We start from the raw sequence: 22,251 nt of genomic DNA on the forward strand, positions 1-22,251 counted from the left end.
GCCCTCAAGGCACTGTGGGAGCGGGTTTACCCGCGAAGAGGCCCTCAAGGCACTGTGGGAGCGGGTTTACCCGCGAAGAGGCCCTCAAGGCACTGTGGGAGCGGGTTTACCCGCGAAGAGGCCCTCAAGGCACTGTGGGAGCGGGTTTACCCGCGAAGAGGCCCTCAAGGCACTGTGGGAGCGGGTTTACCCGCGAAGAGGCCCTCAAGGCACTGTGGGAGCGGGTTTACCCGCGAAGAGGCCCTCAAGGCACTGTGGGAGCGGGTTTACCCGCGAAGAGGCCCTCAAGGCTTACACCGCAGTCAGGTGCTCATACAGAATGGTCGCACCCACCAGCATCAACACAATGCCGCCAATGATCTCGGCGCGCTTGCCCACCACCGAACCCAGGGCCCGGCCGAGCATGGTGCCAATGGTAACCATGGTCATGGTCGCCAGGCCGATCGCCGCGGCTGCCACCCAGATGTTCACATCGACGAACGCCAGGCCAATGCCCACCGCCAGGGCATCGATGCTGGTCGCTACTGCCGTTACCGCCAGAATCCAGAACGAGTGCTGGCTTTGCTTCTCTTCTTCCTCTTCATCAGGTTTAAGGCCGGCATGCACCATGTGTGCACCCAGCAACAACAGCAGGAAGAAAGCAATCCAGTGGTCCCACTGTTCGACATACTGGCTGGCCGCCTGGCCCAACAGCCAGCCGATGACCGGGGTGATGGCTTCGATCACGCCAAAGATCAGGCCGGTGCGCAGGGCTTCGGCCAAGCGCGGCTTGTGCAGGCTCGAGCCTTTGCCAATGGCAGCCGCGAACGCATCCGTGGACATGGCGAAGGCAAGGAAAACGATGGAAATGGGATTCAACGATCAGGCTCCGCCGGGCTATGAGTCAACGACAACTCCCTGCAGGCCCGGCTTGGCCACAGAAAGGTCGTTGGTCTCGCCAATCCGGCAGGATGCACAGGCCATGGCAAGTTGCCAAATATGTTGACCGGTGCGCCTTCGCTTGGGCGCGAAGGCAGGCTACTCCCCAAAGAGTGTGGCGATGATAACAGTACCAGGTGAAAAAAGCGTGAACGGTTTTGCCGGGCGCACATAGGGCTAGACTGAACAGAATCAGGTAACCGGGGGGCTGCCACACGTGGAGGTGTGAGATGAGCCAGTTCAAGCGCTTGTTCGTCATGCTCGGCCCGCAGATGCGCCATACGCCGGCGCTGCAACGCGCAGCCGCACTGGCGGAATCCAGTGGTGCGTTGCTGGATATCAACGTTTTCGTCGACGACGTCGACACCTTTGGCCTGATGAGCGATGGCCGCGAACGCGAACGGCTGCTCAGCGACAACCGCCAGTGGCTGGCGGACGAGGCCGAACAGCTGGGCAATGCCGGGCTGGACGTGTCCACCGAGCTGTTGCTCACGCGTGACCCGCTGGGCAGCGTGCTGGAGCGGGTGGAGCGGCTTGGCTGCGACCTGCTGGTGAAGGACGTGCAGCACGAACCGATACTCAAACGCCTGCTGGTCACGCCACTGGACTGGCAGTTGCTCAAGGACAGCCCGGTCGCCGTGCACCTGGTCAGCGACATCCGCCTGCCCCTGCCCCGGCAGATTGCCGCGGCAGTGGACCTGAACAGCCTTGGCGCAGGCGAGCACCTGGATGAGCAGGTAATTCACTGCGCCCATGCTTTGGCCCTGCAGTGCAACGCCGAGCTGCATCTGCTGCATGTGTGCGACGCCAGCAAGACCCACATTGCCGATTTCGGCGCTGGCACGGTGACCATGCCAGGTTTTGATGGCAGCGTGCGGACTGCGCAGCGGGCGGCGTTCAACCGGCTGGGCGACCACCACGAGATTCCGCTGGAGCGTCGGCATTTCATGGAAGGGGCGGCGATCAGGGCGATTGCCCAGTTCGTTGGGCATAGCCGGGCCGATGTGATCGTGATGGGTAGCCATCGGCATGATGCCATGCAGACGTTCCTGGGCGGGACCACGGCGCATGTGCTGGAGCATCCGTTGTGCAATGTGTTGGCGATCAAGGCTGCTCGTTGAGGGCTGGGTAGCTTGTGTCGCCCTATTCGCGGGTGAACCCGCTCCCACAGGTAGCTCTCAATGATTTGGCCTGTGATGTCCCTGTGGGAGCGGGTTCACCCGCGAAGAATCCAGCACAAATGGGCCGGCTTGGTATCTGGTACACCAGTACAACTTAAAAAGAATGCATTTGATAATGATTCGTAGTAGTTTCACGGCGCTTTCCCACCCTCCTCCTCAGCGCCTTACTCCAGGATCGTACCGTCGATGCGTCGAACGTTCGTTTCGCTTTGTGTGCTTCATGCTGTCTCCCCGCTGGCCTTCGCCGAGCCTGAACCGATCGGCGACCCTGCCCAGATCGAACTCCAGGCCCTGAGCATCACCGGCGCAGCCGACAGCGAACGCGCCGATGGCCCCGTCAATGGCTACAAGGCCAGCCGTTCGGCCAGCGCTACCCGCACCGACACTGCACTGCACGAAACGCCGCAGTCGATCAGCGTGGTACCCAAGGATGTGCTGCAAGACACGGGGGCCACGCGCCTGCAAGACGGCCTGGACTACGCGGGCGGCGTCGGCCGCGCCAACAACTTCGGTGGCCAGGGCCTGACCACCTTCACCGTGCGTGGCTTTACCACCGGCGAGTTCTACCGCAACGGCTTCCCGATCAACCGCGGCTACCCCAACGCCCCGGACGCCAACACGGTCGAGCGCCTGGAAGTGATCCGTGGCCCGGCCAGCAGCCTGTATGGCCGTGGTGACCCCGGTGGCACCTTCAACGTGGTCAGCAAGCAGCCGCTGCCAGAATCCAAGGTCACCCTCGGCAGCCAGTTCGATGACCAGGGCATGCACCGCGCCACCCTCGACGCTACCGGCCCGCTGAACCAGGACGGCTCGCTGGCCTACCGCCTGAATGTGCTCGGCGAAGGCGGTGACAGCTTCCGTGATGACGTGGAAAGCGAGCGTTACGACGTAGCACCCGTGGTCAGCTGGCAGGTCAACGACAGCACGAAAATCGTCTTCGAAGGCGATTTCATGCGCAACAACCACCCGCTGGACCGCGGCCTGACCCGCTTTGCCACACAGGCCGGCAGCGCCTCGCGCGACACCTATATCTGGGAAAAAGGCAGCGACAACCTGCTGCACAACGACAACAACATGGCCCAGCTGCGTTTCGAGCACCTGCTCAACGACAACTGGACGCTGGCGGGCGGGTTCCAGTTCCTGGATGGTTCGCTGAAAGGGAATGCCGTCGAAGCCGACGGCGCGCCGGCAGATGGCCGCACGCTGCAGCGCAACTTCAACTACCGCAAGCTGGAGTGGACCGACCGTGACTGGCAACTGAACCTGACCGGGCACTTCGATACCGGCAATTTCAGCCATACCTTGCTGACTGGCGTCGAGTACGAAAACTACGACTACAACTCGATCATCCAGCGCTCCTCGGCCCGCTACCCGATCGACATCTACAACCCGGTACTGGGCCAGCCGCGCCCGGCCCTGACCCGCACCACCACCTGGGACAAGGAAAACCTGCAGACCTGGGCGTTCTTCGTCCAGGACCAGGTGGCCCTGACCGAGCGTTTGAAGGCATTGGCGGGTGTGCGCTTCGAGCGTTTCGAGCATGACTATGACAACAAGCTGAACAATGCCGGTGATTTCAGCAAGGGCGAAAACGGCGTCACCCCGCGCTTTGGCCTGATCTACGACCTGACCGACACGGTTGCGGTCTACGCCAACACGGCGCGGTCGTTCAAGCCCAACACGGGTACGCCTGCCAGTGGCGGTGGCTTCGACCCGGAAAAGGGCAAGTCCTACGAACTGGGGGTCAAATGGGAAGCGCTCGACCGCCAGCTGAGCGTGGACGCGGCGATCTACCACATCGTGAAGGAGAACGTACTGACCAACGACCCGAACGACCCTACAGGCACCTTTAAGGTAGCGGCTGGCGAAGTACGCAGCCGGGGCCTGGATATCAACATCGCGGGCAATATCACGCCTGAGTGGCGGGTAATCGGTGGCTACGCCTATGTCGACGCCGAGGTCACCAAGGACAACCGCTTGCCGAGCGGTACCCGCCTGGCCAACATCCCGCGCAACAGTTTCAGCCTGCTCAACACATATGAGTTCCCGGACGGGTTTGCCAAGGGGCTGGGGCTAGGGCTTGGGGTGAAATACGTGGATGACCGCAATGGCCAGACCGAGGCTGTCACCTACAACATGGATCAGTACACCGTGGTTGACCTGCTGACGTTCTACCAGGTCAATGAGCACGTGCGCCTGAATCTGGATGTAAAGAACCTGTTCAACAAAACGTATGACGAAGGGGCGTTCAACTTCTACGCCTATCCGGGGGCACCGCGGACGGTGCAGGCCGGGGTTTCCTATACCTTCTGAATTGCCGGGGCCGCTGCGCGGCCCATCGCGACGCAAGGCCGCTCCTACAGGGGTATGCGATTCCCTGTAGGAGCGGCCTTGCGTCGCGATGGGCTGCACAGCAGCCCCGGGCTTCAGAAACCTTTGCTATAGAACAGCGAGTAAGACTCGATCCCGTCGTTAGGCTGCTTGATCCCGGCATTGGAGTAATGCATCGCACGGATCCCCACCTTCTGTTCCCCCGGCAACTTCAGGCCGAAACCGATACGGTCTTCAAAGTTGACCGACGAGCCCAGCCGCTGGTCGCCCACTTCAGTCTTGGAAAACGCCGCCAGGCCAATACCCGCTTCGATGTATGGGGTGTAGGTAAAGCCGCTGAACTCATAGGTAAACACCGGGCTGAACGACAGCGAGTGCGCACCACTGGCGTCGCCACCTTCCCAGTAGGTGTAACCCGCCTCCCAGTAACCGGTCACAAAACCGGTGTTGCTTTCCAGCCACTTCTTGTCCCAGTCGAACGACATGCCAAGACGGTAGGTCATGTCACCTTGACTCGTGGCGCCAACGGCAGCCGACACCTGCGCGGCCTGGGCCAGGTTCGCTCCGGCAAAGGCCAGCACTGCAGCGGCCAGCGTTGCTGCTAGACGGGTTTTCATCAACGACTCTCCTGATGGTCTACACGGCAAGCGGGGGCTTTGGCCCCTCGATGTTATAAGGTGAGCGGTGCATCCCCACCGGTCACACGAAGTAATAGTTTTTTGATTATTGTCCAGATAATCAGAAAGTTGAAAGTGAATTGCCACTATTGGCGAATTCATTGGGTAAAGATGTGCCTTGCCGTGCTCAGCGTGTCAGTCGTATTCCGCTTCTTCGTGTTCGCCCAGCAAGCGCCGTTGCCTGGGGGTGGCCTGCTCCAGTACCTGCGGGTTGAAATGCCAGTTCAAGTAAGGCGAGAACTTCTGCGCAACCATGCGCCGGCCATAATGCACTTGCAGCATGTCGCGCTCGCGGGCCTGGCTGCAGTTGGCCCCACCGCTGTGCCAGACATCACTGCGAAACACCAGCGCATCACCCGCCTTGCACAACACCGGCTGGGCTTCCCGGCCTTGCCAATGCTGTTCACCCGGCTTCGGCGGCCGTGCGGCACGGTGGCTACCGGGCACGATCCAGGTCGGCCCGATGCTGTGGTCAATGTCACTCAGGTACAGCTGCGCAGTGAGGATCTGAGCAGGTTGGGTAAAGTCACCCTGCGCACTGAGCCAGTCTGGCAGTTGCATGGGCAGGTGATCGAGGTGCAAGGCCATGCCCGGGTAACCGGGGTGGCTGCGCCACGCGGTTTGCCCGATCACATGGCAGTCGGCGCCCAGCGCCGCTTCAGCCAGTGCTATCAGCTGCGGCAGGTCGAGAAAAGGCAACCACAACGGGCTGCGGTTGAACACGCATTTGTAGTGCTCCAGCAGCCCTTGGTAGTCCCAGTGAATCGGTTGCAAGTCGTCGATGGCGCAACGCAACAAGGCGATACGCAGGGGTTCGAGCACACCGGGGAGCAATACATAACCCCGCTCGTCCAACATCTGCAGCTGGTGGTCCAGGTTCATGGTGGTGTGCTCCTGTCCGGCAGGAGCACATCCGTACTCCTGCCCCTTTACCCATCAACGCCAGTTCAGGTTCACCGTGGCGGGAGATTTGCCGTTCACGGTCACCATTTGCTGCACGGTCTGACCCTGGGCGTTGCCCGTGACCTTGTACTTGCCGGGAGGCAACTGCACATACAGCAGCGGCCCGGCATCCGTGACACTCAGCACGGGCTGGCCCTGGCCACCGTGGATGTCGACCGTGGCCCCGCTCTGGAACTTGCCTTCCGGGCCGGTCGAAAGTTCGACGTGCAGGTCATAACCCGTGGTCTTGCGCAATGCATTGGCTTCGTCCTGGCCTATACCGCCCTGCAGGTAGCGCACCCCGTTCTGCTCCTGCGGTTGCAACTGCACGGCCTGCATGTCGACGGGGGCATTGAGATCGGCGGCAGCTGCCAGGGTCCATGGCAGTGCCAAGGTGATCAACAAGGCAGCGCCAAGGGCATAGTGATGGTTACGCATGGTACGACCCTCCTTTAGAGGATGGCTTACCTATTATCTGATCCTCACGGCGAAGGGGTGTTCGTGCTGACGCGTGGTCATGTCGATGAAATTCGTTTCAGCCTTACACATTAGTGTTCTGAAACATCAGCTTGCGCGCCCTTCCTCAAGTAGTTTCACGAACATGCTCAAACTGCGCGATACCGTACCGCGGCGCCACACCAGCCAGGTTTTCAGATAACGGAAGTCCTCCGACATCGGCCAGGCATTGACCGTGCTGCACCCCGGCATGTTGTCGAGCATGCTGCGCGGCATCATTGCCAACCCGGCACCGGCACTGACGCAGGCCAGCATGCCGTGGTACGACTCCATTTCGTGAATCTTGCCCGGCACCGCCTGGTCCTGCACGAACCAGTTTTCAAAGTGATGGCGGTAGGAACAATTGGCGCGGAAGGCATAGATGCTTTCGCCGTTGACGTCCTGGGCGCGGGTTACCGGCGCGTGGTTGAGCGGCGCGATGACCATCATTTCTTCCTCGAACACCGGCATGCCTTCCAGCGTCGGATGCAGCACCGGGCCGTCGACGAACGCGGCCACCAGGCGGCCAGACAGCACCCCTTCGAGCATGGTCCCGGAAGGCCCGGTGGACAGGTCCAGGTCAACCTTGGGATAGCGCTGGTTATACGCGGCCAGCAAGGCCGGGATGCGCACCGCCGCCGTGCTTTCCAGCGAACCGAGGGCGAAGGTGCCCTGCGGGTCTTCGCCGGCCACGGTCAGCCGCGCCTCGTGCACCAGGTCGAGGATGCGCCGGGTGTATTCAAGAAAGTTCCAGCCCGCCGGCGACAGGCGCAGGCGGCTCTTCTCGCGAATGAACAGCTCCACACCCAGGTCTTCTTCCAGTTGCTTGATGCGCGTGGTCAGGTTCGACGGCACCCGATGGATGTGCTGTGCAGCGGCGCTGATGCTGCCCTGCTCTGCCACGGCCTTGAAGATCTCCAGTTGCACCAGGTCCACAGCCTTTCTCCAAACGTGAATGTTTCGCTCATTATTATTCAGTTTTCATTAAAGCCATAGCCCACTAGTCTGGCGTCACTGATTAACAACAACGAGAGTGCCCCGCCATGAGTGCGATCAGCAGCCTGACCCACGCCATCTCCCTCGACCCGTTCAGCGGCGAGCAGATTGGCGCCTACCCGTTCGACACCGACGCCGCACTGGAAGCGGCGCTGCAACGTGCCAAGGTTGGCTACCGCCAGTGGCGCCAAGTGTCGCTGGGTCAGCGCAGCGAGTACCTGCTCGCCTTGGCCAGCACCCTCGAAGCCAAGGCCGAAGCCTTTGCGCAAATGATCAGCCGCGAAATCGGCAAGCCGATCGCCCAGGCCCGTGGTGAAGTGGCCAAGTGCGTGGGCCTGTGCCGCTGGTACGCCGAACACGGCCCGGCGATGCTCGCTGCCGAGCCGACCCAGGTCGAAAAAGCCCGCATCGAATACCGCCCGCTGGGCCCGATCCTGGCGGTAATGCCGTGGAACTTCCCGGTCTGGCAGGTGCTGCGCGGCGCCGTGCCAGCGATTCTGGCGGGTAACACCTACGTGCTCAAGCACGCGCCCAACGTAATGGGCAGTGCTTACCTGATGGGCGAGCTGTTCAAGGACGCTGGCCTGCCTGAAGGTGTGTTCGAAGTGTTGAACGTGACCCCGGACGGCGTCACCCGTGCCATCAACGACCCGCGCATCGCCGCCGTGACCCTGACCGGCAGCGTGCGTGCCGGCATGGCGATTGGTGCCCAGGCCGGTGCCGCGCTGAAGAAATGCGTGCTGGAGCTGGGTGGTTCCGACCCGTTCATCGTACTGGCTGACGCCGATCTGGATGCGGCCGTGAAGGCGGCGGTCATCGGCCGTTACCAGAACACCGGCCAGGTCTGCGCCGCGGCCAAGCGCCTGATCGTGGAAGAAAGCATTGCCGAGGAATTTACCCGTAAGTTCGTCGAGGCCACGCGCCAGCTGAAAGTCGGCAACCCACTGGAAGACGACACCTACATCGGCCCGATGGCCCGTTACGACCTGCGCGACGAGCTGGATGGCCAGGTCCAGGCGACCCTCGCCGAAGGTGCCACCCTGCTGCTGGGCGGCAACAAGGTGGAAGGCGTGGCCAACTTCTACGCACCGACCGTGTTCGCCAACGTCACCCCGGACATGACCGCATTCAAGCAGGAGCTGTTCGGCCCGGTAGCCGCGATCATCACTGCACGTGACGCCGACCATGCGGTAGAGCTGGCCAACGACAGCGAATTCGGCCTGGCCTCGACCATCTACACCGCCGACTACGCGCTGGCTGAGCGCATGACTACGGCGCTGGATACCGGTGGCGTGTTCATCAACGGCTACTGCGCTTCCGACCCCCGTGTGGCGTTTGGTGGCGTGAAGAAGAGCGGTTTCGGGCGTGAACTGTCGCACTTTGGTGTGCGTGAGTTTACCAATGCCCAGACTGTGTGGCTGGATCGTAACTGATCACAAGCGCTGGGGCCGCTTCGCGGCCCTGTGGGAGCGGGTTCACCCGCGAAGCAGGCGACACGGTGCCTGGCACCGGCTGCGCCGGTGTTCGCGGGTGAACCCGCTCCCACAGGGCCGCGGAGCGCCCTCAAATTTTTAATCCCTGACCTGGTCCTTGACCCAGTCCAGCATCCCTCCCGGCACGATCAATTCATGCCGCGCCCGCGAACAGGCGGTATACAACCCCGCCAGCATCCGCGCCCGTTCATTGCGGTTACCCGCCACCTGCGGCGCCACCATCAGCTCCGGCGACACCAACACCCGGGCAAACTCCATGTTCTTCACATCCCGCACCCGCCCCAGGAACAGCTTGGGCGCCTTGTCCCAGCGGTAGCGGCTCTTGGCCTTGGCAAAGTGCTCCGGTGTATAGCCCTTGCGCAGCATGCTGGCCACGGCGAGAAACGCCTTGTCGTCACCCTTGTCCTGCTCCAGCGCCTGCCAGCTTGGGTAACGGAACAGCATCGGATGGCGTGCCCGGGTGCCGTAGCGGTACAGCTCGATGCAGTCCTCGACAAACAGTTCGAAGTCCTTGCGGGCGCTTTTCAGCAAGATGAACGGCACGCCTTGGTGGGTCAGGCGCTGGAACCAGCCAAACAGGCCCCATTCGTCATCGACGATCAGCGCCGTTGGCTGCTCCGGCACCGCCACCGCATCGAAGAAGCTGACCCGGGTGTAATGCTCGGCGCTGCCACTGAAGGCTGCCTGGATCGCCGCCGGGTGGGCCTGGATCAGCGGGTTGAGCACATTGTCCATCGCCGGCCCGGCGCGCAACGAGTGATCGATGCAGCGCTGGCGGATGAAGCTGCCATGGTGCGGGCTGAGGCCGTTGAGGTTCTGCAGTTCGTCCCCAAGGGCAATGATCGACTGGGGGCTGCGGTCGAGCACGGCTAGCATGGGGGCCGACAGCTCGTGGGCCTCGTCGACGATGACGTGGGTGTAACGGTTGTCGATCACATAGTCGGTCAGCGACAGCAGCTTGACCCGGTGGTAGTCGCGAACCGGCAGCTGGATTTCCCGCGCTGAGGGGCGAATCAGCTCTTGCCAGTACAGCCGCGCCTTCTCCAGCAGCACTTCCTGGTCCAGCGGCGACATACCGGGCCCGGCCCATGGCAGGTGATGCAGCTGCAGCTGGGCGTCGGCACTGTAGCAAAACGTACGTACGGCGCGGATGCACAAGGCAACCACATCGCGGGCGGCAAGCGGGCCGATGTCGGGGATGGCCAGCCAGCGCACCACCTGCGCCTCCTGCGGGCGCCATGACCGCTTGGTGCGGTACGGGTCGCGCAGGCGCCAGCCGTTGCTGGTGAGGTCGCGGTTGAGCAGCTCGTCTGCCAGCTGGCCGAAGGTCAGCGCAGTGTAGTCAGCCGCGTCCTTGACCCGCGCCTGCAGCGCACGCAACTGGCCTTCGGTCAGGGCCAGCAGCAAGGTGCGCTGTGGTTCCAGCAGGCGGGCGAACTGGTGAATCAGGAAGGTCTTGCCAGTACCGGCAAAGCCCTGCACGGCCACCGATTCGTCGATGCCACTGAGGAATTCGCGCAGCAGGCGGTTCTGTTGATCACTGAGCATCAGGTCGCTGGCCAGCGACGGCAGGTACACCGGGTGCAGGGGTGTGGCCCGCTGGCGATAGCGTTCGGCGAACTGGAAATTCCACTGGCCTTCGGCATCCAGCAGTTCGTCAGCCTGGTATTCCACTTCATCGCTGAGCAAGGCGATGCCGTTCTCGCCAAGCGTGCCCAGGCCCATGGCAAAGGCTTCATGGTCGAAATGCTGCGCTACCTGGCCCTGGAAGCGCCCGGGCGCAGCGATTTCCACTTCATTGGCGATGCGCACGATTTCAGCGAAACGGCGCTCTTGTGCGTCGGCCGAGGCGGTTGCGGGCTGGCGTGGCAGGTTTTGCACGAACAGTACGGCAGCAGCTTCGAGGAGGCTGGTGGTGCTGAAGAAGTCGGTGGTGGGCGTGCTGGCGAGGCGGTCGGCCTGGTCGCTGGGCAAAGGCAGGTAGAACATCGGCACCTCGGGTGGAAACAGGGTGGCACGATAGCAATTTTCGGCGTTGGGTGCTGGAATTCAGTGTTGCCTGGGCTGGCCTCTTCGCGGGTGAACCCGCTCCCACAGGAGACTTCACAATCTGAGCCTGGAGTAATCCTGTGGGAGCGGGTTTACCCCGCGAAGAGGCCAGTAGCAGCCCCCCCAACCTCACCCCCTGCCCCGCTTCAAGGTCTCGCTGGGAAACTCCTTGAACAACTGCCGATAACTCTCTGAAAACCTTCCCAAATGCCAGAACGACCAGCGCATCGCCACCTCGGCCACAGTCACCCCGCCACCGCGCAACAGATCACGCCGCGCGCCGTTCAACCGGCGCAACCGCAGCCAGTGCGCCGGCGGCATGCCTGTAAATGCCTTGAACGCCTGCTGCAACTGGCGCAGGGAAACCCCGGCCACTGCTGCCAGCTCCACCAGGTTCAGCGTTTCTTCGGGGCAGTCGGCCGCCCACTCACTGACCCGGCGCATGATTGCCCGTTCCTCGTCGCGCCGCCCCAGGGCCACGCCCTGCAAGCGCTGGCAGGCGTTGTCGAGAATGAACAGGCAGTCTTCCAGCAGTTGCTCAGCCAGGGCTTGCCCCTGTAACGGGCAATCGGCCTCGCCCAAGCGCGTCAAGGTGGCGCTCAGCCAACTGCCGAACAGGGCATTCTGCCCGCTGCCCAGCGGCACCATGAACAAACCGTCGAGCCGTTGCGGGTCCAGGCCATGGCTGGCGAGAAAGGCCTGGTCGAACACCACGGCCACTTCCTGATAGTTCTCCGGGGTGATCCAGATGTTGCGGCTTTGCTCATTGAGCAGATACAGGCTGTTTTCGCTCTGGTCGAAGCAGAACGCCAGCGAACCGCTGGGCGCGCGGAAGAACTGCTCGACGCGGGTATTGAGCCGTTCCTCGTAAACCTCCACGCCATCGAGCCCCAGGCAGCGCAACTGGCCGCTGAAGTGCCCTGGCGACATTTGCCGGTATTGCTGCTGCCAACCGGGGGTGGCGCGGACTTGCTCGGTCACATCCGAGGTGTGGAAAGCTTGAACCTGCAAGGCATTGGGCGTTGTCACGCTGGGTCCTGGTTGCACTCTTTTGGTGCATTGATTACTGAAGAAAGTGGATAGATGGCTTTACGGGCCTGAGGCCAAGATAGTCTCCAGCGCGTCACCTGGGAAGTCACCGGCACCTGCCGCGCACACAAAAACCCAACCAAGAGGTCTGTATGAACGCCCCCTTCGATCAGCTGTCCACCTGGCTGAAAGAACACCGGATCACCGAAGTCGAATGCGTGATCAGCGACCTGACCGGCATTGCCCGCGGCAAGATCGCACCGACCGCCAAGTTCCTCCACGAGCGTGGCATGCGCCTGCCCGAAAGCGTGCTGCTGCAAACGGTCACCGGCGACTACGTTGACGACGACATCTACTACAACCTGCTCGACGCCGCCGACATCGACATGGTCTGCCGCCCCGACCCCACCGCTGTGTACCAGATCCCATGGGCGATCGAGCCGACCGCGATCGTGATCCACGACACCTTCGACAAGCAAGGCAACCCCATCGAGCTGTCGCCGCGCAACGTGTTGAAGAAAGTGCTCAAGCTTTATGCCGACAAAGGCTGGCAGCCGATTGTCGCGCCTGAGATGGAGTTCTACCTGACCAAGCGCTGCGAAGACCCGGACTTGCCACTGCAAGTGCCACTGGGGCGTTCGGGCCGTGCCGAAAGCGGTCGCCAGTCGTTCTCGATCGATGCCGCCAACGAATTCGACCCGTTGTTCGAGGACGTCTACGACTGGTGCGAAATCCAGGGGCTGGACCTGGATACACTGATCCACGAAGACGGCCCGGCGCAGATGGAGATCAACTTCCGCCACGGCGACGCGCTGGACCTGGCCGACCAGATCACCGTGTTCAAGCGCACCATGCGTGAGGCGGCGCTCAAGCACAACGTGGCGGCCACGTTCATGGCCAAGCCGATCACCGACGAGCCGGGCAGTGCCATGCACCTGCACCAGAGCGTGGTCGACATCGCCACCGGCAAGCCGATCTTCGCCAACGCAGACGGCAGCATGAGCCAGCTGTTCCTGCACCATATCGGCGGCTTGCAGAAGTACATCCCCAAGCTGTTGCCGATGTTTGCACCCAACGTCAACTCGTTCCGCCGCTTCCTGCCGGACACCTCGGCACCGGTCAACGTCGAGTGGGGTGAAGAAAACCGCACTGCCGGCCTGCGCGTGCCCACCTCCGGCCCCGAGGCGATGCGCGTGGAGAACCGCCTGCCGGGCGCCGATGCCAACCCGTACCTGGCCATCGCCGCCAGCTTGCTGTGCGGTTACCTGGGCATGGTCGAGCAGATAGACCCCAGCGCACCGGTGCAGGGCCGTGCCTACGAACGGCGCAACCTGCGCCTGCCGATCACCATCGAAGATGCGCTGCAGCACATGGAAGACTGCGAGACCGTGCAGCAGTACCTGGGCAAGCAGTTCGTCCAGGGCTACGTGGCGGTCAAGCGCGCCGAGCACGAGAACTACAAGCGGGTAATCAGTTCGTGGGAGCGAGAGTTCCTGATGCTGAGCGTCTGACTGTTCGCAGTACCTGTGTAAATACCTCTGTGGGAGCGGCTTTAGCCGCGAAGCGTGAAGCGCGGTGCATGGCACCGGCTTCGCCGGTGTTCGCGGGTAAACCCGCTCCTACAAGGAACGCATCGCGCTCCGAAACACCGAATTCGAAGAACAAGACCAACGAGGTGTCCCCATGCGTCATCTGCAAGCCCTGATCCCCGCTGCATTCACCCTGCTGTTCGCCACCACAAGCCACGCCAGCCCCACGGTCAGCGTTTACAACTGGACCGACTACATCGGTGACACCACCCTGGCCGACTTCCAGGCCAGCAGCGGCATCAAGGTGGTGTATGACGTGTTCGACTCCAACGAAACCCTCGAAGGCAAGCTGCTGGCCGGGCGCACCGGCTATGACGTGGTGGTGCCCTCCAACCACTTCCTCGCCCGCCAGGCCCAGGCCGGGGCCTTCCTGCCGCTGGACCGCAGCAAGCTGCCGAACTGGCAGCACCTGGACCCCAAGCTGCTAAAGCAGCTTGAACAGAACGACCCCGGCAACCAGTACGCCGTGCCCTACCTGTGGGGCACCAATGGCATCGGCTACAACGTCGACAAGGTCAAGGCGGCACTGGGCGTGGACCATATCGATTCATGGGCCGTGCTGTTCGAGCCGGAAAACCTGAAAAAGCTCAAGCAGTGCGGCGTAGCATTCATGGACTCGCCCGACGAACTGTTCCCCGCCGTACTCAACTACCTGGGCATGGACCCGCGCAGCGAAAAACCGGCCGACTATGCCAAGGCCGAAGCCCGCTTGCTTGAACTGCGCCCGTACATCACCTATTTCCACTCCTCCAAGTACGTCTCCGACCTGGCCAACGGCGATGTCTGCGTAGCGTTCGGCTACTCCGGCGACGTGTTCCAGGCGGCCAATCGTGCCGTGGAAGCGAAGAACGGCGTGAAGATTGCCTATAGCATTCCCAAGGAAGGCAGCAACCTGTGGTTCGATTTGCTGGCCATCCCCAAGGACGCCAGCAACCCCGAGCAAGCCCTGGCCTTTATCAACTACCTGCTCGACCCCAAGGTGATCGCAAACGTCAGCGCCACGGTCGGCTATGCCAACGCCAACCCGGACGCCAAGGCCTACATGGATGCATCGCTGGTGAACAACCCCGAGATCTACCCTCCCCAGGCGGTGCTGGACAAGCTGTACATCTCCAGCACCCCGAGCCCGAAGATCATGCGTGTCATGACCCGTTCCTGGAGCAAGATCAAGTCCAACCGCTGAGTCGAGAACGCCCATGTCTTTCAATACCCAACACGCCGCCTCGTACTACGCCGCCACGGCGCGCGATGCGGCACCTTACCCCAGCCTGGACACTGAACTCAGCGCAGACGTATGCGTGGTCGGTGGCGGGCTGACCGGGGTCAACACCGCCCTGGAGCTGGCCGAGCGCGGCCTGTCGGTAGTGCTGCTGGAAGGCCGGCGCATCGGCTGGGGTGCCAGTGGGCGCAATGGCGGCCAGCTGATTCGCGGCATCGGCCATGATGTCAGCGGCTTTGCCCGGCATGTCGGCCAGGATGGCGTGCGCTACCTGAAACAGGCCGGTATCGACTCGGTGGAGCTGGTGGCCGAGCGCATCGCCCGCTACGGCATTGCCTGCGACCTGCGTTGGGGCTTCTGCGAGCTCGCCAACACCCCTGCCCAGTTCGCCGCCTTCAAGGATGAACAGGATGACCTGGCAACGCTCGGCTATCGCCCTGAAACGCGCCTGGTTGGCGCTGGGCAGCTGCACGAGATTGTCGCCAGCGACCAGTATGCTGGCGGCCTGGTCGACATGGGCTCGGGCCACCTGCACCCGCTTGACCTGGTGCAAGGCGAAGCGCGTGCAGCCCACAGCCTGGGCGTACGCATCTTCGAGCAAAGCCCGGTACTGCGCATCGAACACGGCCCCAGCGTGACCCTGCACACGGCACGCGGCAAGGTCCGCGCAAGCAGCCTGGTACTGGGCTGCAACGCTCACCTCGACGAACTGGAACCGCGCCTGAGCGGCAAGGTGCTGCCAGCCGGCAGCTACGTGGTGGCCACCGAGCCCTTGCCCGAAGCGCTGGCCAGCCGCCTGATCCCGCAGAACATGGCGCTGTGCGACCAGAAAGTCGGCCTGGACTACTACCGCCTCACCGCCGAGCGCCGCCTGCTGTTTGGCGGCGCCTGCCACTATTCCGGGCGCGACCCCAAGGACATCGCCGCCTACATGCGGCCCAAGGTGCTGAAGGTGTTCCCGCAACTGGCCAAAGTGCGCATCGACTACCAGTGGGGCGGCATGATCGGCATCACCGCCAACCGCTTCCCCCAAGTCGGGCGCCTGAGCCAGCACCCTAATGTGTATTACGCCCAGGGGTATTCCGGGCATGGCCTGAACGTGACGCACTGGACGGCAAAACTGCTGGCCGAAAGCATCGCCCTTGGCCACAGCCACGGCCTGGATGTGTTCAGTGCCGTACCGCACCTGACCTTCCCCGGTGGCAAGGCACTGCGCTCGCCACTGCTGGCGCTGGGGATGCTGTGGTACCGGTTGCGGGAAGCGTTGGGTTAACAGGCCGATAATGCTTTGAGCGGGCTCCTGTGGGCCCGAGCCCGCCCAAATTCGCGCAACCAACAAGATGCTTTAGGTATTGCTGATAAAACCATGATTTTTATATATTTTTAGCCAAATCAAACAAACTACTTAAAGAAGAACGTTCAAGCCTTTGCTTTGTATGACGTTCAGGAGTTTCAAAGCAGGCCCGGAAGGGCTTGTTTCGCCCTGCTCCCACTTGCGCACGGTCGATGCACTGGTGTGCAAATGCATCGCAAAGACTGGTTGGCTAAAGTTGAGCGTTTCACGCAAGCGGCGGATGTCCAGCGCACTGAAATCTCGCACTGGTGCTGGACACAGTGCTTCATAATCCCGAAGCGTGACCTTGCTGATCGCACCGGCCTGATGCAGGGCTACAAGGTCCTCACGTAACGATTCAATCAATTTGCTGCTCACAGCAGACCTCCATAAGCACACCCGCTTGCAACGCCCGGCTGAGCGCCAACGGTGATAAATCCAGAAATACCTTGCCCGCAAACCGTAATGCTTTCTGTTCTTCGTGGGTGATATTTGCCTTGTCGCTTTTGGCAAAGCCATGCAGGAACACGCATCGATTGCCAATACGGACAGACAGCAGGGTTCGATAGCCGCCGCGTTTGCCTGCCTCATAGGCTGCCACCCGCTTTTTGAACAATTCACCGCCAAGGCTTGCGTCGACCAAGCCTCTACACATCTCATCCACTGCTTTGCAAAGCATTTCGTCACCGAGCCGGTGAGCGATTTGCCAACGCGCGAAGTCCTTGCGCTTGAAAATTTCCATTTCACAACCCTAAACATACCCGTAACGGGCATAGTTTTCCAGCATGGAGCGCAGATGGAAAACCAGCAAGATCCCACGGTGCTGTAGGATTTTTCGACTGAAGACCGCGCTCCGCCAGGCAGATATACGCAGACGAACCTCTGCCGGCTAGTTAGGAGGGCGATTCATGATCACGGATTGAACTCACTTACTGGCCAACTGTCGCGCACCTGCTAGCGTTGTTGAGGCCAATCCATCATGGATGCCTCTTGATCATGAAATCATTGCCTCGCATTACCCTGTTGTGCGCCGCGCTGCTTGCCGTGGCCGCCTGCTCCAGCAATCGCGTGGACCCCCAGGATTATTCCGGCTTCCTCAAAGACTACAGCCGCCTGCAGGAAGCCAAGAGCCCGTCGGGTGACCCGGTAATGCGCTGGATCGACCCCAAGGTCAACATCAACCAGTACAGCCAGGTGTTCATCGAGCCCAGCCAGTTCTACCCCAAGCCGCAGCCGACAGCGGTCATCTCGCAGCAGACGCTGGGGGAAATCACCCGTTACTTCAATGAAGCCCTGCGCCGTGAAATCGGCAGCGTAATGCCCCTGGCCCAGGGCCCTGGTCCGGGTGTGATCGTGGTGCGCCCGGCCATTACAGCGGTGTCGACCAGCAACGAGGGCCTAAAGCCTTATGAGGTGATCCCCATCGCGCTGATTGCGGCAGGCGTGAACACCGCCACGGGTGGCCGTGACCAGGAAGTGGATGTGGGGGTGGAAGCGGCCTTCCTTGATGGTGCCAACCAGAAGGTGCTGGCCCAGGTGGTGCGTAAAGGCACCGGCCAGGAGCTGGAAAACGATACCCAGAAGCTGACCTTGAACGACGTCAAGCCGGTGCTCGATGGCTGGGCCAAGGACATGCGCGCAAGCTTTGTGGCGGCGAAGCAGAAAGGCCGCTGATTGGCTGGTCTGCATCACTTTCAAGGCGGGCACAGAACCTGTAGGAGCGGCCTTGCGTCGCGATGGGCTGCAAAGCAGCCCCGGCAATTTGTGCATCTGTGCGCAAACCCTGGGGCTGCTTTGCAGCCCATCGCGACGCAAGGCCGCTCCTACAGAAAGCAACCGTATTCACTGGAGCATTGGCTTAACACTCGACAAACGCAACCGCCAAACCGCCGCGCGAGGTTTCCTTGTAGTTGGCATGCATGTCCGCCCCGGTATCACGCATGGTGCGGATTACCCGGTCGAGCGAGATGAAGTGCTCGCCGTCCCCTCGCAACGCCATCTGCACAGCATTGATCGCCTTCACCGCGGCAATCGCATTGCGCTCGATGCACGGCACCTGCACCAGGCCGCCCACCGGGTCGCAGGTCAGCCCAAGGTTGTGCTCCAGCGCAATTTCGGCGGCATTCTCCAGTTGCGGCGGCGTAGCGCCCAGCACTTGAGCCAGGCCGGCAGCGGCCATTGAACACGCCGAGCCCACTTCACCCTGGCAGCCCACCTCGGCCCCGGAAATAGAGGCGTTTTTCTTGCACAGGATGCCGACCGCCGCAGCCGCCAGCAGGAAGTCCACGACATCGGCATCACAAACGGTTGGGTTGAACTTCATGTAGTAATGCAGCACAGCCGGAATGATGCCCGCCGCGCCATTGGTGGGCGCGGTGACCATACGCCCGCCCGCGGCGTTCTCTTCGTTGACGGCCAGGGCGAACAGGTTGACCCATTCCATTGCACTGAGGGTCGAGCCAATCACATTGGGCTTGCCCAGTTCCTGCAGGCTGCGGTGCAGCTTTGCCGCACGGCGCTTGACGTGCAACCCGCCAGGCAGGATGCCCTCGTTGCGCAGGCCGTTATCAACGCAGTCACGCATCGCTGCCCAGATGCGCAGCAAACCTTCACGCACCTCGGCCTCCGGGCGCCAGGCACATTCGTTGGCCATCATCAACTGCGCCACACTCAGGCCATGGGCCTTGCACAAACTCAGCAACTGGGCGCCGCTGTCAAACTCGTAGGGCAGTACCACCCCGTTCACGGCACTGGCGGGTGCATCGATCTCCGCTTGTTCGACAATGAAACCGCCACCTACCGAGTAATAGGTCTGGCACAGCAGGCTGCCCTGCCCGTCCATGGCTTCCAGGCTCATGGCATTGGGGTGGTACGGCAGGTTTTCGTCGAGCAGCAGCATGTCACGGGCATACTCGAACGCCAGCGGGTGGCTGCCATCGAGCATCAGGCAGTGCTCCTGCAGCACCTGGCCAATACGCGACTCGATGGTGGCCGGGTCGATACGGTCCGGCCATTGGCCCATGAGGCCAAGCAGGCAGGCACGGTCGGTGGCATGGCCAACCCCGGTGGCGGACAGCGAGCCATACAGCCGCACTTCGACACGCGTCACCTGCGCCAGCAGGCCCTGGTCACGCAGGGCCTGGGCGAAGGTCGCCGCCGCCCGCATCGGGCCGACGGTGTGGGAGCTGGACGGGCCGATGCCGATTTTGAAAAGGTCGAAAACACTGATAGCCATACTAATGCCTGACCGTACCCTGATCTGTATCCAACGTACGGTTATCTGGGGAAATTGAGCGTTGTTGCCATTTTGCGCGATACTGACGCCCTGGCTCACGAATAACCAACGAAACTTCCTAAGCAAGGCTTTAGTGGTACTAAACGTTGAGACGACAACTCAACGGGCAGATGTTCGTCTGGCTGCATGTATTCGCCTGTGCGGCCCGGCACCTGTCCTTTACCCGCTGCGCCGAAGAGCTGCACATTACCCCGGGCGCGGTCAGCCAGCAGATGCGCCAGCTGGAGGAACGCCTGGGCTACCGGCTGTTCCTGCGCCGGGCGCGCGGTGTGGAACTGAGCGCCGAGGGGCAACGCCTGGCCCAGACGGTGGCAGAGGCCTACGGCAGCATCGAGGCCGAGCTGCTGCGCCTGGACGCGGGTGAAATCCGTGGCACCTTGCGGGTGCGCTCGATCCCCTCGTTCCTGGCCAAGTGGCTCACGCCGCGCCTGCCGCGCTTTCAGCAACGCTACCCGGACATCGAGCTGCGCCTGGTCGCCGAAGACAGTGCCCAGGCGTTGACCCCTGGCGACTTCGACCTGGCGATTGACCTGAACGATGGCAGCTACCCTGGCATGCTTTCCACGCCGCTGCTGGACGAGCAGATCTTTCCGGTGTGCTCACCCACCCTGCTGCGCGGTCGCCCACCGCTGCACGGGCCGGCCGACCTGGCACACTACCCGCTGCTGCACGACATCACCGCCTGGCGTGGCAGTTCGGAATATGCCGAGTGGGAGTTTTACCTGGAGGGTATCGGCGCCAACGGGCTGGATGTACGCCGTGGGCACACCTTCAACCGTAACCACCTGACCATCGAGGCGGCGATTGCCGGGATTGGGGTGGCGATTGCCCGGCGCACGCTGCTCAATGATGAACTGGAGCGAGGCGCGTTGATCGTGCCTTTTGGCGTGCCGATCGCCAACCACAAGCGCTACGTGGTGCATTACCCGCCGGGTGGCCTGAACCAGCCGGGGGCGCGGGCGGTGCATGACTGGCTGGTGGAGGAAGCGCGCGGGTTCAGGGAGTTGCATCCGTTGAACAAGGACTAACTCGACCTCTGTAATCGAATGCGAACACTGTGGGAGCGGGTTCACCCGCGAATACGATGGTGATTCAACCGGCGCATTCGTGGGTAAACCCGCTCCCACAAGGCACCGGCTGCGCCGGTGTTCGCGGCTAAAGCCGCTCCTACAGGGACCGTGGCGCGCTTTCGAACTGTTAATACGCCTGCTTGCCGGTAAACGCATTCAGCGTGCGCACCAGGATCACGAAGTCCAGCCACAACGACCAGTTGTTGATGTACTCGATGTCCGAGTCGACCCGCTGGATCATCTGCTCGATGTCCTTGGTTTCGCCCCGGAACCCGCGCACCTGCGCCAGGCCGGTCATGCCCGGCTTGATGTTGTGGCGGGCAAAGTAGTCAACGATGTCCTGCGAATACAAGGTGTCATGCTGCAAGGCATGCGGCCGCGGCCCGACCAGCGACATTTCCCCGGTCAGCACATTGAACAACTGTGGCAGCTCATCCAGGCTGGTGCGCCGGATAAAGGCGCCGACCCGGGTCAGCCGTGGGTCATTCTTCTGCGCCTGCACCACTACGCCCTGCTCCGGTTGGTGCACATGCATGCTGCGAAACTTCCAGATACGGAACGACTCGCCGGTCCAGCCGGTACGTTCCTGGCGGAAGAACACCGGGCCGCGGCTGTCAATCTTGATGGCCAGGGCAACCGCCAGCAGCACCGGTGATGCACACAGCAGAATCAGCGCTGCCAGCACCCGGTCCTCAAGGTTTTTCAGGAACAGGCTCATGCCCGTCAGTGGCGTTTCCGACAAGGTCAGCACCGGGATGCCGGCAATTTCCCGCACGCTGTGGTTGATCAGGCGCAACGAGAAGATATCCGGTACCCAGTTCACCGCAATGCACTTGTCGAGCAGCTTGAAGTAAACGTCGTTGATCACTTCGGAACCACCCAGTGGCGTCACCAGGTACACCGTTCGGATGCCATGCCGGGCCACCAGTTCGTCAAGGTCTTCGATAGTGCCAAGCACCGGCAGGCGTTGCTTGCCCTCGGCATTCTCGCGTGCTGCCTCTTCGGCTTGGCCGATCTGCACGCAACCGAGCACCCGCTCGCCAAACCAGGGGTTGTTGCTGATTTTCAGGTACAGGAAATTGGCCAGGTCACCATTGCCAATGATCAGCGCGTTGTCCAGGCGCGCATGGGCAGTAAAGCGTTTTTGCAGTTCACGCACGGCAAAATGCAGGAACAACTGGGCCACGTAGCCAATGACGAACAGCTGCACCATCAACAGCCGTGAATAGGTTTCGCTCTGCTTGGTCAGGAACGCCATGACCACCAGGAAGCAGAACGTCGCCGACCAGGCCTTGAACAGGCGGAAGGCCTTGATCGACAGCCCGACGTTGGTACGGTAGATCGCGTAGTGATCATAGATGACCGCCAGTGCGCCAATCAGCAACAGCAGCATGATCACGTAGTCGGAGGTGATGTGGCCGAACTGGTCGTAGATCAGGTACCAGGCAATACCGGTCACGGCAATACCATCAAGGCCTGCCTGGATGGCGTTACTGACACTGCTTCTTCTCTGGAGTAAGGAACGACTGCTTCTGGGTTCGAAAACCATTTCAGACCTCATCAATTGGAGCGTAGCAAGTGCCTTCCATCAAAACAGCTAAGCCATTGATCTCACTGTAGCAGCCACCTGCCAC

19 protein-coding genes and 1 riboswitch are annotated in these 22,251 nt (G+C 61.9%); of the genes, 8 read left to right on the top strand and 11 right to left on the bottom strand.

Annotated features, from left to right (window positions below; genetic code table 11):
• Positions 1-291: 291 nt before the first annotated feature.
• Positions 292-858: a manganese efflux pump MntP gene (gene mntP / locus IAE39_RS15020; protein ID WP_201203678.1), complete on the bottom strand. Its 567-nt coding sequence runs from the start codon at positions 856-858 to the stop codon at positions 292-294.
• 1 nt (position 859) lies between these two features.
• Positions 860-1,038: riboswitch (yybP-ykoY riboswitch) on the bottom strand.
• 110 nt (positions 1,039-1,148) lie between these two features.
• Here mntP and IAE39_RS15025 point away from each other — a divergent pair.
• Positions 1,149-2,039, top strand: coding sequence for a universal stress protein (locus IAE39_RS15025; protein WP_201203680.1), 891 nt, complete (start codon positions 1,149-1,151; stop codon positions 2,037-2,039).
• Between the two features lie 246 nt (positions 2,040-2,285).
• Positions 2,286-4,412, top strand: a complete 2,127-nt coding sequence (locus IAE39_RS15030) for a TonB-dependent siderophore receptor (RefSeq protein WP_201203682.1) — start codon at positions 2,286-2,288, stop codon at positions 4,410-4,412.
• 113 nt (positions 4,413-4,525) lie between these two features.
• Here the strand turns inward: IAE39_RS15030 and IAE39_RS15035 are convergent, their stop codons facing one another.
• From IAE39_RS15035 to ptrR, 4 genes are all read right to left on the bottom strand, one after another.
• Complete coding sequence (locus IAE39_RS15035) at positions 4,526-5,047, bottom strand: acyloxyacyl hydrolase (protein WP_201203683.1); 522 nt, start codon at positions 5,045-5,047, stop codon at positions 4,526-4,528.
• Between the two features lie 195 nt (positions 5,048-5,242).
• On the bottom strand, positions 5,243-5,989 hold the full coding sequence (locus IAE39_RS15040; RefSeq protein ID WP_201203689.1) for a phytanoyl-CoA dioxygenase family protein: 747 nt from the start codon (positions 5,987-5,989) through the stop codon (positions 5,243-5,245).
• A gap of 54 nt (positions 5,990-6,043) precedes the next feature.
• Positions 6,044-6,487, bottom strand: coding sequence for a carboxypeptidase regulatory-like domain-containing protein (locus IAE39_RS15045; protein WP_201203690.1), 444 nt, complete (start codon positions 6,485-6,487; stop codon positions 6,044-6,046).
• A 126-nt stretch (positions 6,488-6,613) separates the two neighbouring features.
• Positions 6,614-7,480 carry a putrescine utilization regulator PtrR gene (gene ptrR / locus IAE39_RS15050; protein ID WP_201203691.1) on the bottom strand — a complete coding sequence of 289 codons (867 nt, stop codon included), beginning with the start codon at positions 7,478-7,480 and terminating at the stop codon, positions 6,614-6,616.
• 107 nt (positions 7,481-7,587) lie between these two features.
• Between ptrR and IAE39_RS15055 the strand changes: the two genes are divergently transcribed.
• Complete coding sequence (locus tag IAE39_RS15055) at positions 7,588-8,973, top strand: aldehyde dehydrogenase family protein (protein ID WP_201203693.1); 1,386 nt, start codon at positions 7,588-7,590, stop codon at positions 8,971-8,973.
• 138 nt (positions 8,974-9,111) lie between these two features.
• On the opposite strand, the gene IAE39_RS15060 is transcribed toward IAE39_RS15055, so the two are convergent.
• The gene (locus IAE39_RS15060) at positions 9,112-11,022 is read right to left on the bottom strand and encodes an AAA family ATPase (protein WP_201203695.1); all 1,911 of its coding nucleotides are present in this window, start codon (positions 11,020-11,022) and stop codon (positions 9,112-9,114) included.
• Between the two features lie 189 nt (positions 11,023-11,211).
• The gene (locus tag IAE39_RS15065; RefSeq protein WP_201203697.1) at positions 11,212-12,111 is read right to left on the bottom strand and encodes a helix-turn-helix domain-containing protein; all 900 of its coding nucleotides are present in this window, start codon (positions 12,109-12,111) and stop codon (positions 11,212-11,214) included.
• Positions 12,112-12,263: 152 nt separating this feature from the next.
• Between IAE39_RS15065 and IAE39_RS15070 the strand changes: the two genes are divergently transcribed.
• The 3 genes from IAE39_RS15070 (at position 12,264) to IAE39_RS15080 (ending at position 16,192) form a co-directional block, all read left to right on the top strand.
• The gene (locus tag IAE39_RS15070) at positions 12,264-13,622 is read left to right on the top strand and encodes a glutamine synthetase family protein (RefSeq protein ID WP_201203699.1); all 1,359 of its coding nucleotides are present in this window, start codon (positions 12,264-12,266) and stop codon (positions 13,620-13,622) included.
• Between the two features lie 172 nt (positions 13,623-13,794).
• Entirely contained in the window at positions 13,795-14,883 is a 1,089-nt protein-coding gene (locus IAE39_RS15075) for a polyamine ABC transporter substrate-binding protein (RefSeq protein WP_201203701.1), read from the top strand.
• Between the two features lie 13 nt (positions 14,884-14,896).
• The gene (locus IAE39_RS15080) at positions 14,897-16,192 is read left to right on the top strand and encodes an NAD(P)/FAD-dependent oxidoreductase (RefSeq protein ID WP_201203703.1); all 1,296 of its coding nucleotides are present in this window, start codon (positions 14,897-14,899) and stop codon (positions 16,190-16,192) included.
• A gap of 132 nt (positions 16,193-16,324) precedes the next feature.
• Here the strand turns inward: IAE39_RS15080 and IAE39_RS15085 are convergent, their stop codons facing one another.
• Positions 16,325-16,630, bottom strand: a complete 306-nt coding sequence (locus IAE39_RS15085; protein ID WP_201203705.1) for a helix-turn-helix domain-containing protein — start codon at positions 16,628-16,630, stop codon at positions 16,325-16,327.
• Positions 16,611-16,994: a type II toxin-antitoxin system RelE/ParE family toxin gene (locus tag IAE39_RS15090; RefSeq protein ID WP_201203707.1), complete on the bottom strand. Its 384-nt coding sequence runs from the start codon at positions 16,992-16,994 to the stop codon at positions 16,611-16,613. Before IAE39_RS15090 ends, IAE39_RS15085 begins: the two co-directional genes overlap by 20 nt.
• Before the next feature lie 254 nt (positions 16,995-17,248).
• Here IAE39_RS15090 and IAE39_RS15095 point away from each other — a divergent pair, with 254 nt between their 5' ends.
• A complete protein-coding gene (locus IAE39_RS15095; protein ID WP_201203709.1) occupies positions 17,249-17,926 on the top strand; it encodes a DUF3313 domain-containing protein in 678 nt (225 codons plus the stop codon).
• A gap of 184 nt (positions 17,927-18,110) precedes the next feature.
• Here IAE39_RS15095 and IAE39_RS15100 read toward each other — a convergent pair whose 3' ends face one another.
• Complete coding sequence (locus tag IAE39_RS15100; protein ID WP_201203711.1) at positions 18,111-19,487, bottom strand: L-serine ammonia-lyase; 1,377 nt, start codon at positions 19,485-19,487, stop codon at positions 18,111-18,113.
• 146 nt (positions 19,488-19,633) lie between these two features.
• Here IAE39_RS15100 and IAE39_RS15105 point away from each other — a divergent pair, with 146 nt between their 5' ends.
• Complete coding sequence (locus IAE39_RS15105; RefSeq protein ID WP_201203713.1) at positions 19,634-20,575, top strand: LysR substrate-binding domain-containing protein; 942 nt, start codon at positions 19,634-19,636, stop codon at positions 20,573-20,575.
• A gap of 169 nt (positions 20,576-20,744) precedes the next feature.
• On the opposite strand, the gene IAE39_RS15110 is transcribed toward IAE39_RS15105, so the two are convergent.
• Positions 20,745-22,166, bottom strand: a complete 1,422-nt coding sequence (locus IAE39_RS15110; protein ID WP_201203718.1) for an undecaprenyl-phosphate glucose phosphotransferase — start codon at positions 22,164-22,166, stop codon at positions 20,745-20,747.
• Positions 22,167-22,251: the final 85 nt, after the last annotated feature.

It is taken from the genome of Pseudomonas sp. S37, assembly GCF_016658545.1.
GTDB lineage: Bacteria > Pseudomonadota > Gammaproteobacteria > Pseudomonadales > Pseudomonadaceae > Aquipseudomonas.

What these genes read in the sequence shown, in the direction of transcription:
- IAE39_RS15025 (WP_201203680.1), top strand. Translation starts at nt 1,149, where the DNA reads ATGAGCCAGTTCAAGCGCTTGTTCGTCATGCTCGGCCCGCAGATGCGC.
- IAE39_RS15090 (WP_201203707.1), bottom strand. Translation starts at nt 16,994, where the DNA reads ATGGAAATTTTCAAGCGCAAGGACTTCGCGCGTTGGCAAATCGCTCAC.
- IAE39_RS15110 (WP_201203718.1), bottom strand. Translation starts at nt 22,166, where the DNA reads ATGGTTTTCGAACCCAGAAGCAGTCGTTCCTTACTCCAGAGAAGAAGC.
- IAE39_RS15080 (WP_201203703.1), top strand. Translation starts at nt 14,897, where the DNA reads ATGTCTTTCAATACCCAACACGCCGCCTCGTACTACGCCGCCACGGCG.
- IAE39_RS15100 (WP_201203711.1), bottom strand. Translation starts at nt 19,487, where the DNA reads ATGGCTATCAGTGTTTTCGACCTTTTCAAAATCGGCATCGGCCCGTCC.
- IAE39_RS15055 (WP_201203693.1), top strand. Translation starts at nt 7,588, where the DNA reads ATGAGTGCGATCAGCAGCCTGACCCACGCCATCTCCCTCGACCCGTTC.
- IAE39_RS15045 (WP_201203690.1), bottom strand. Translation starts at nt 6,487, where the DNA reads ATGCGTAACCATCACTATGCCCTTGGCGCTGCCTTGTTGATCACCTTG.
- IAE39_RS15035 (WP_201203683.1), bottom strand. Translation starts at nt 5,047, where the DNA reads ATGAAAACCCGTCTAGCAGCAACGCTGGCCGCTGCAGTGCTGGCCTTT.
- IAE39_RS15095 (WP_201203709.1), top strand. Translation starts at nt 17,249, where the DNA reads ATGAAATCATTGCCTCGCATTACCCTGTTGTGCGCCGCGCTGCTTGCC.
- IAE39_RS15060 (WP_201203695.1), bottom strand. Translation starts at nt 11,022, where the DNA reads ATGTTCTACCTGCCTTTGCCCAGCGACCAGGCCGACCGCCTCGCCAGC.
- IAE39_RS15040 (WP_201203689.1), bottom strand. Translation starts at nt 5,989, where the DNA reads ATGAACCTGGACCACCAGCTGCAGATGTTGGACGAGCGGGGTTATGTA.
- IAE39_RS15030 (WP_201203682.1), top strand. Translation starts at nt 2,286, where the DNA reads ATGCGTCGAACGTTCGTTTCGCTTTGTGTGCTTCATGCTGTCTCCCCG.
- IAE39_RS15075 (WP_201203701.1), top strand. Translation starts at nt 13,795, where the DNA reads ATGCGTCATCTGCAAGCCCTGATCCCCGCTGCATTCACCCTGCTGTTC.
- IAE39_RS15070 (WP_201203699.1), top strand. Translation starts at nt 12,264, where the DNA reads ATGAACGCCCCCTTCGATCAGCTGTCCACCTGGCTGAAAGAACACCGG.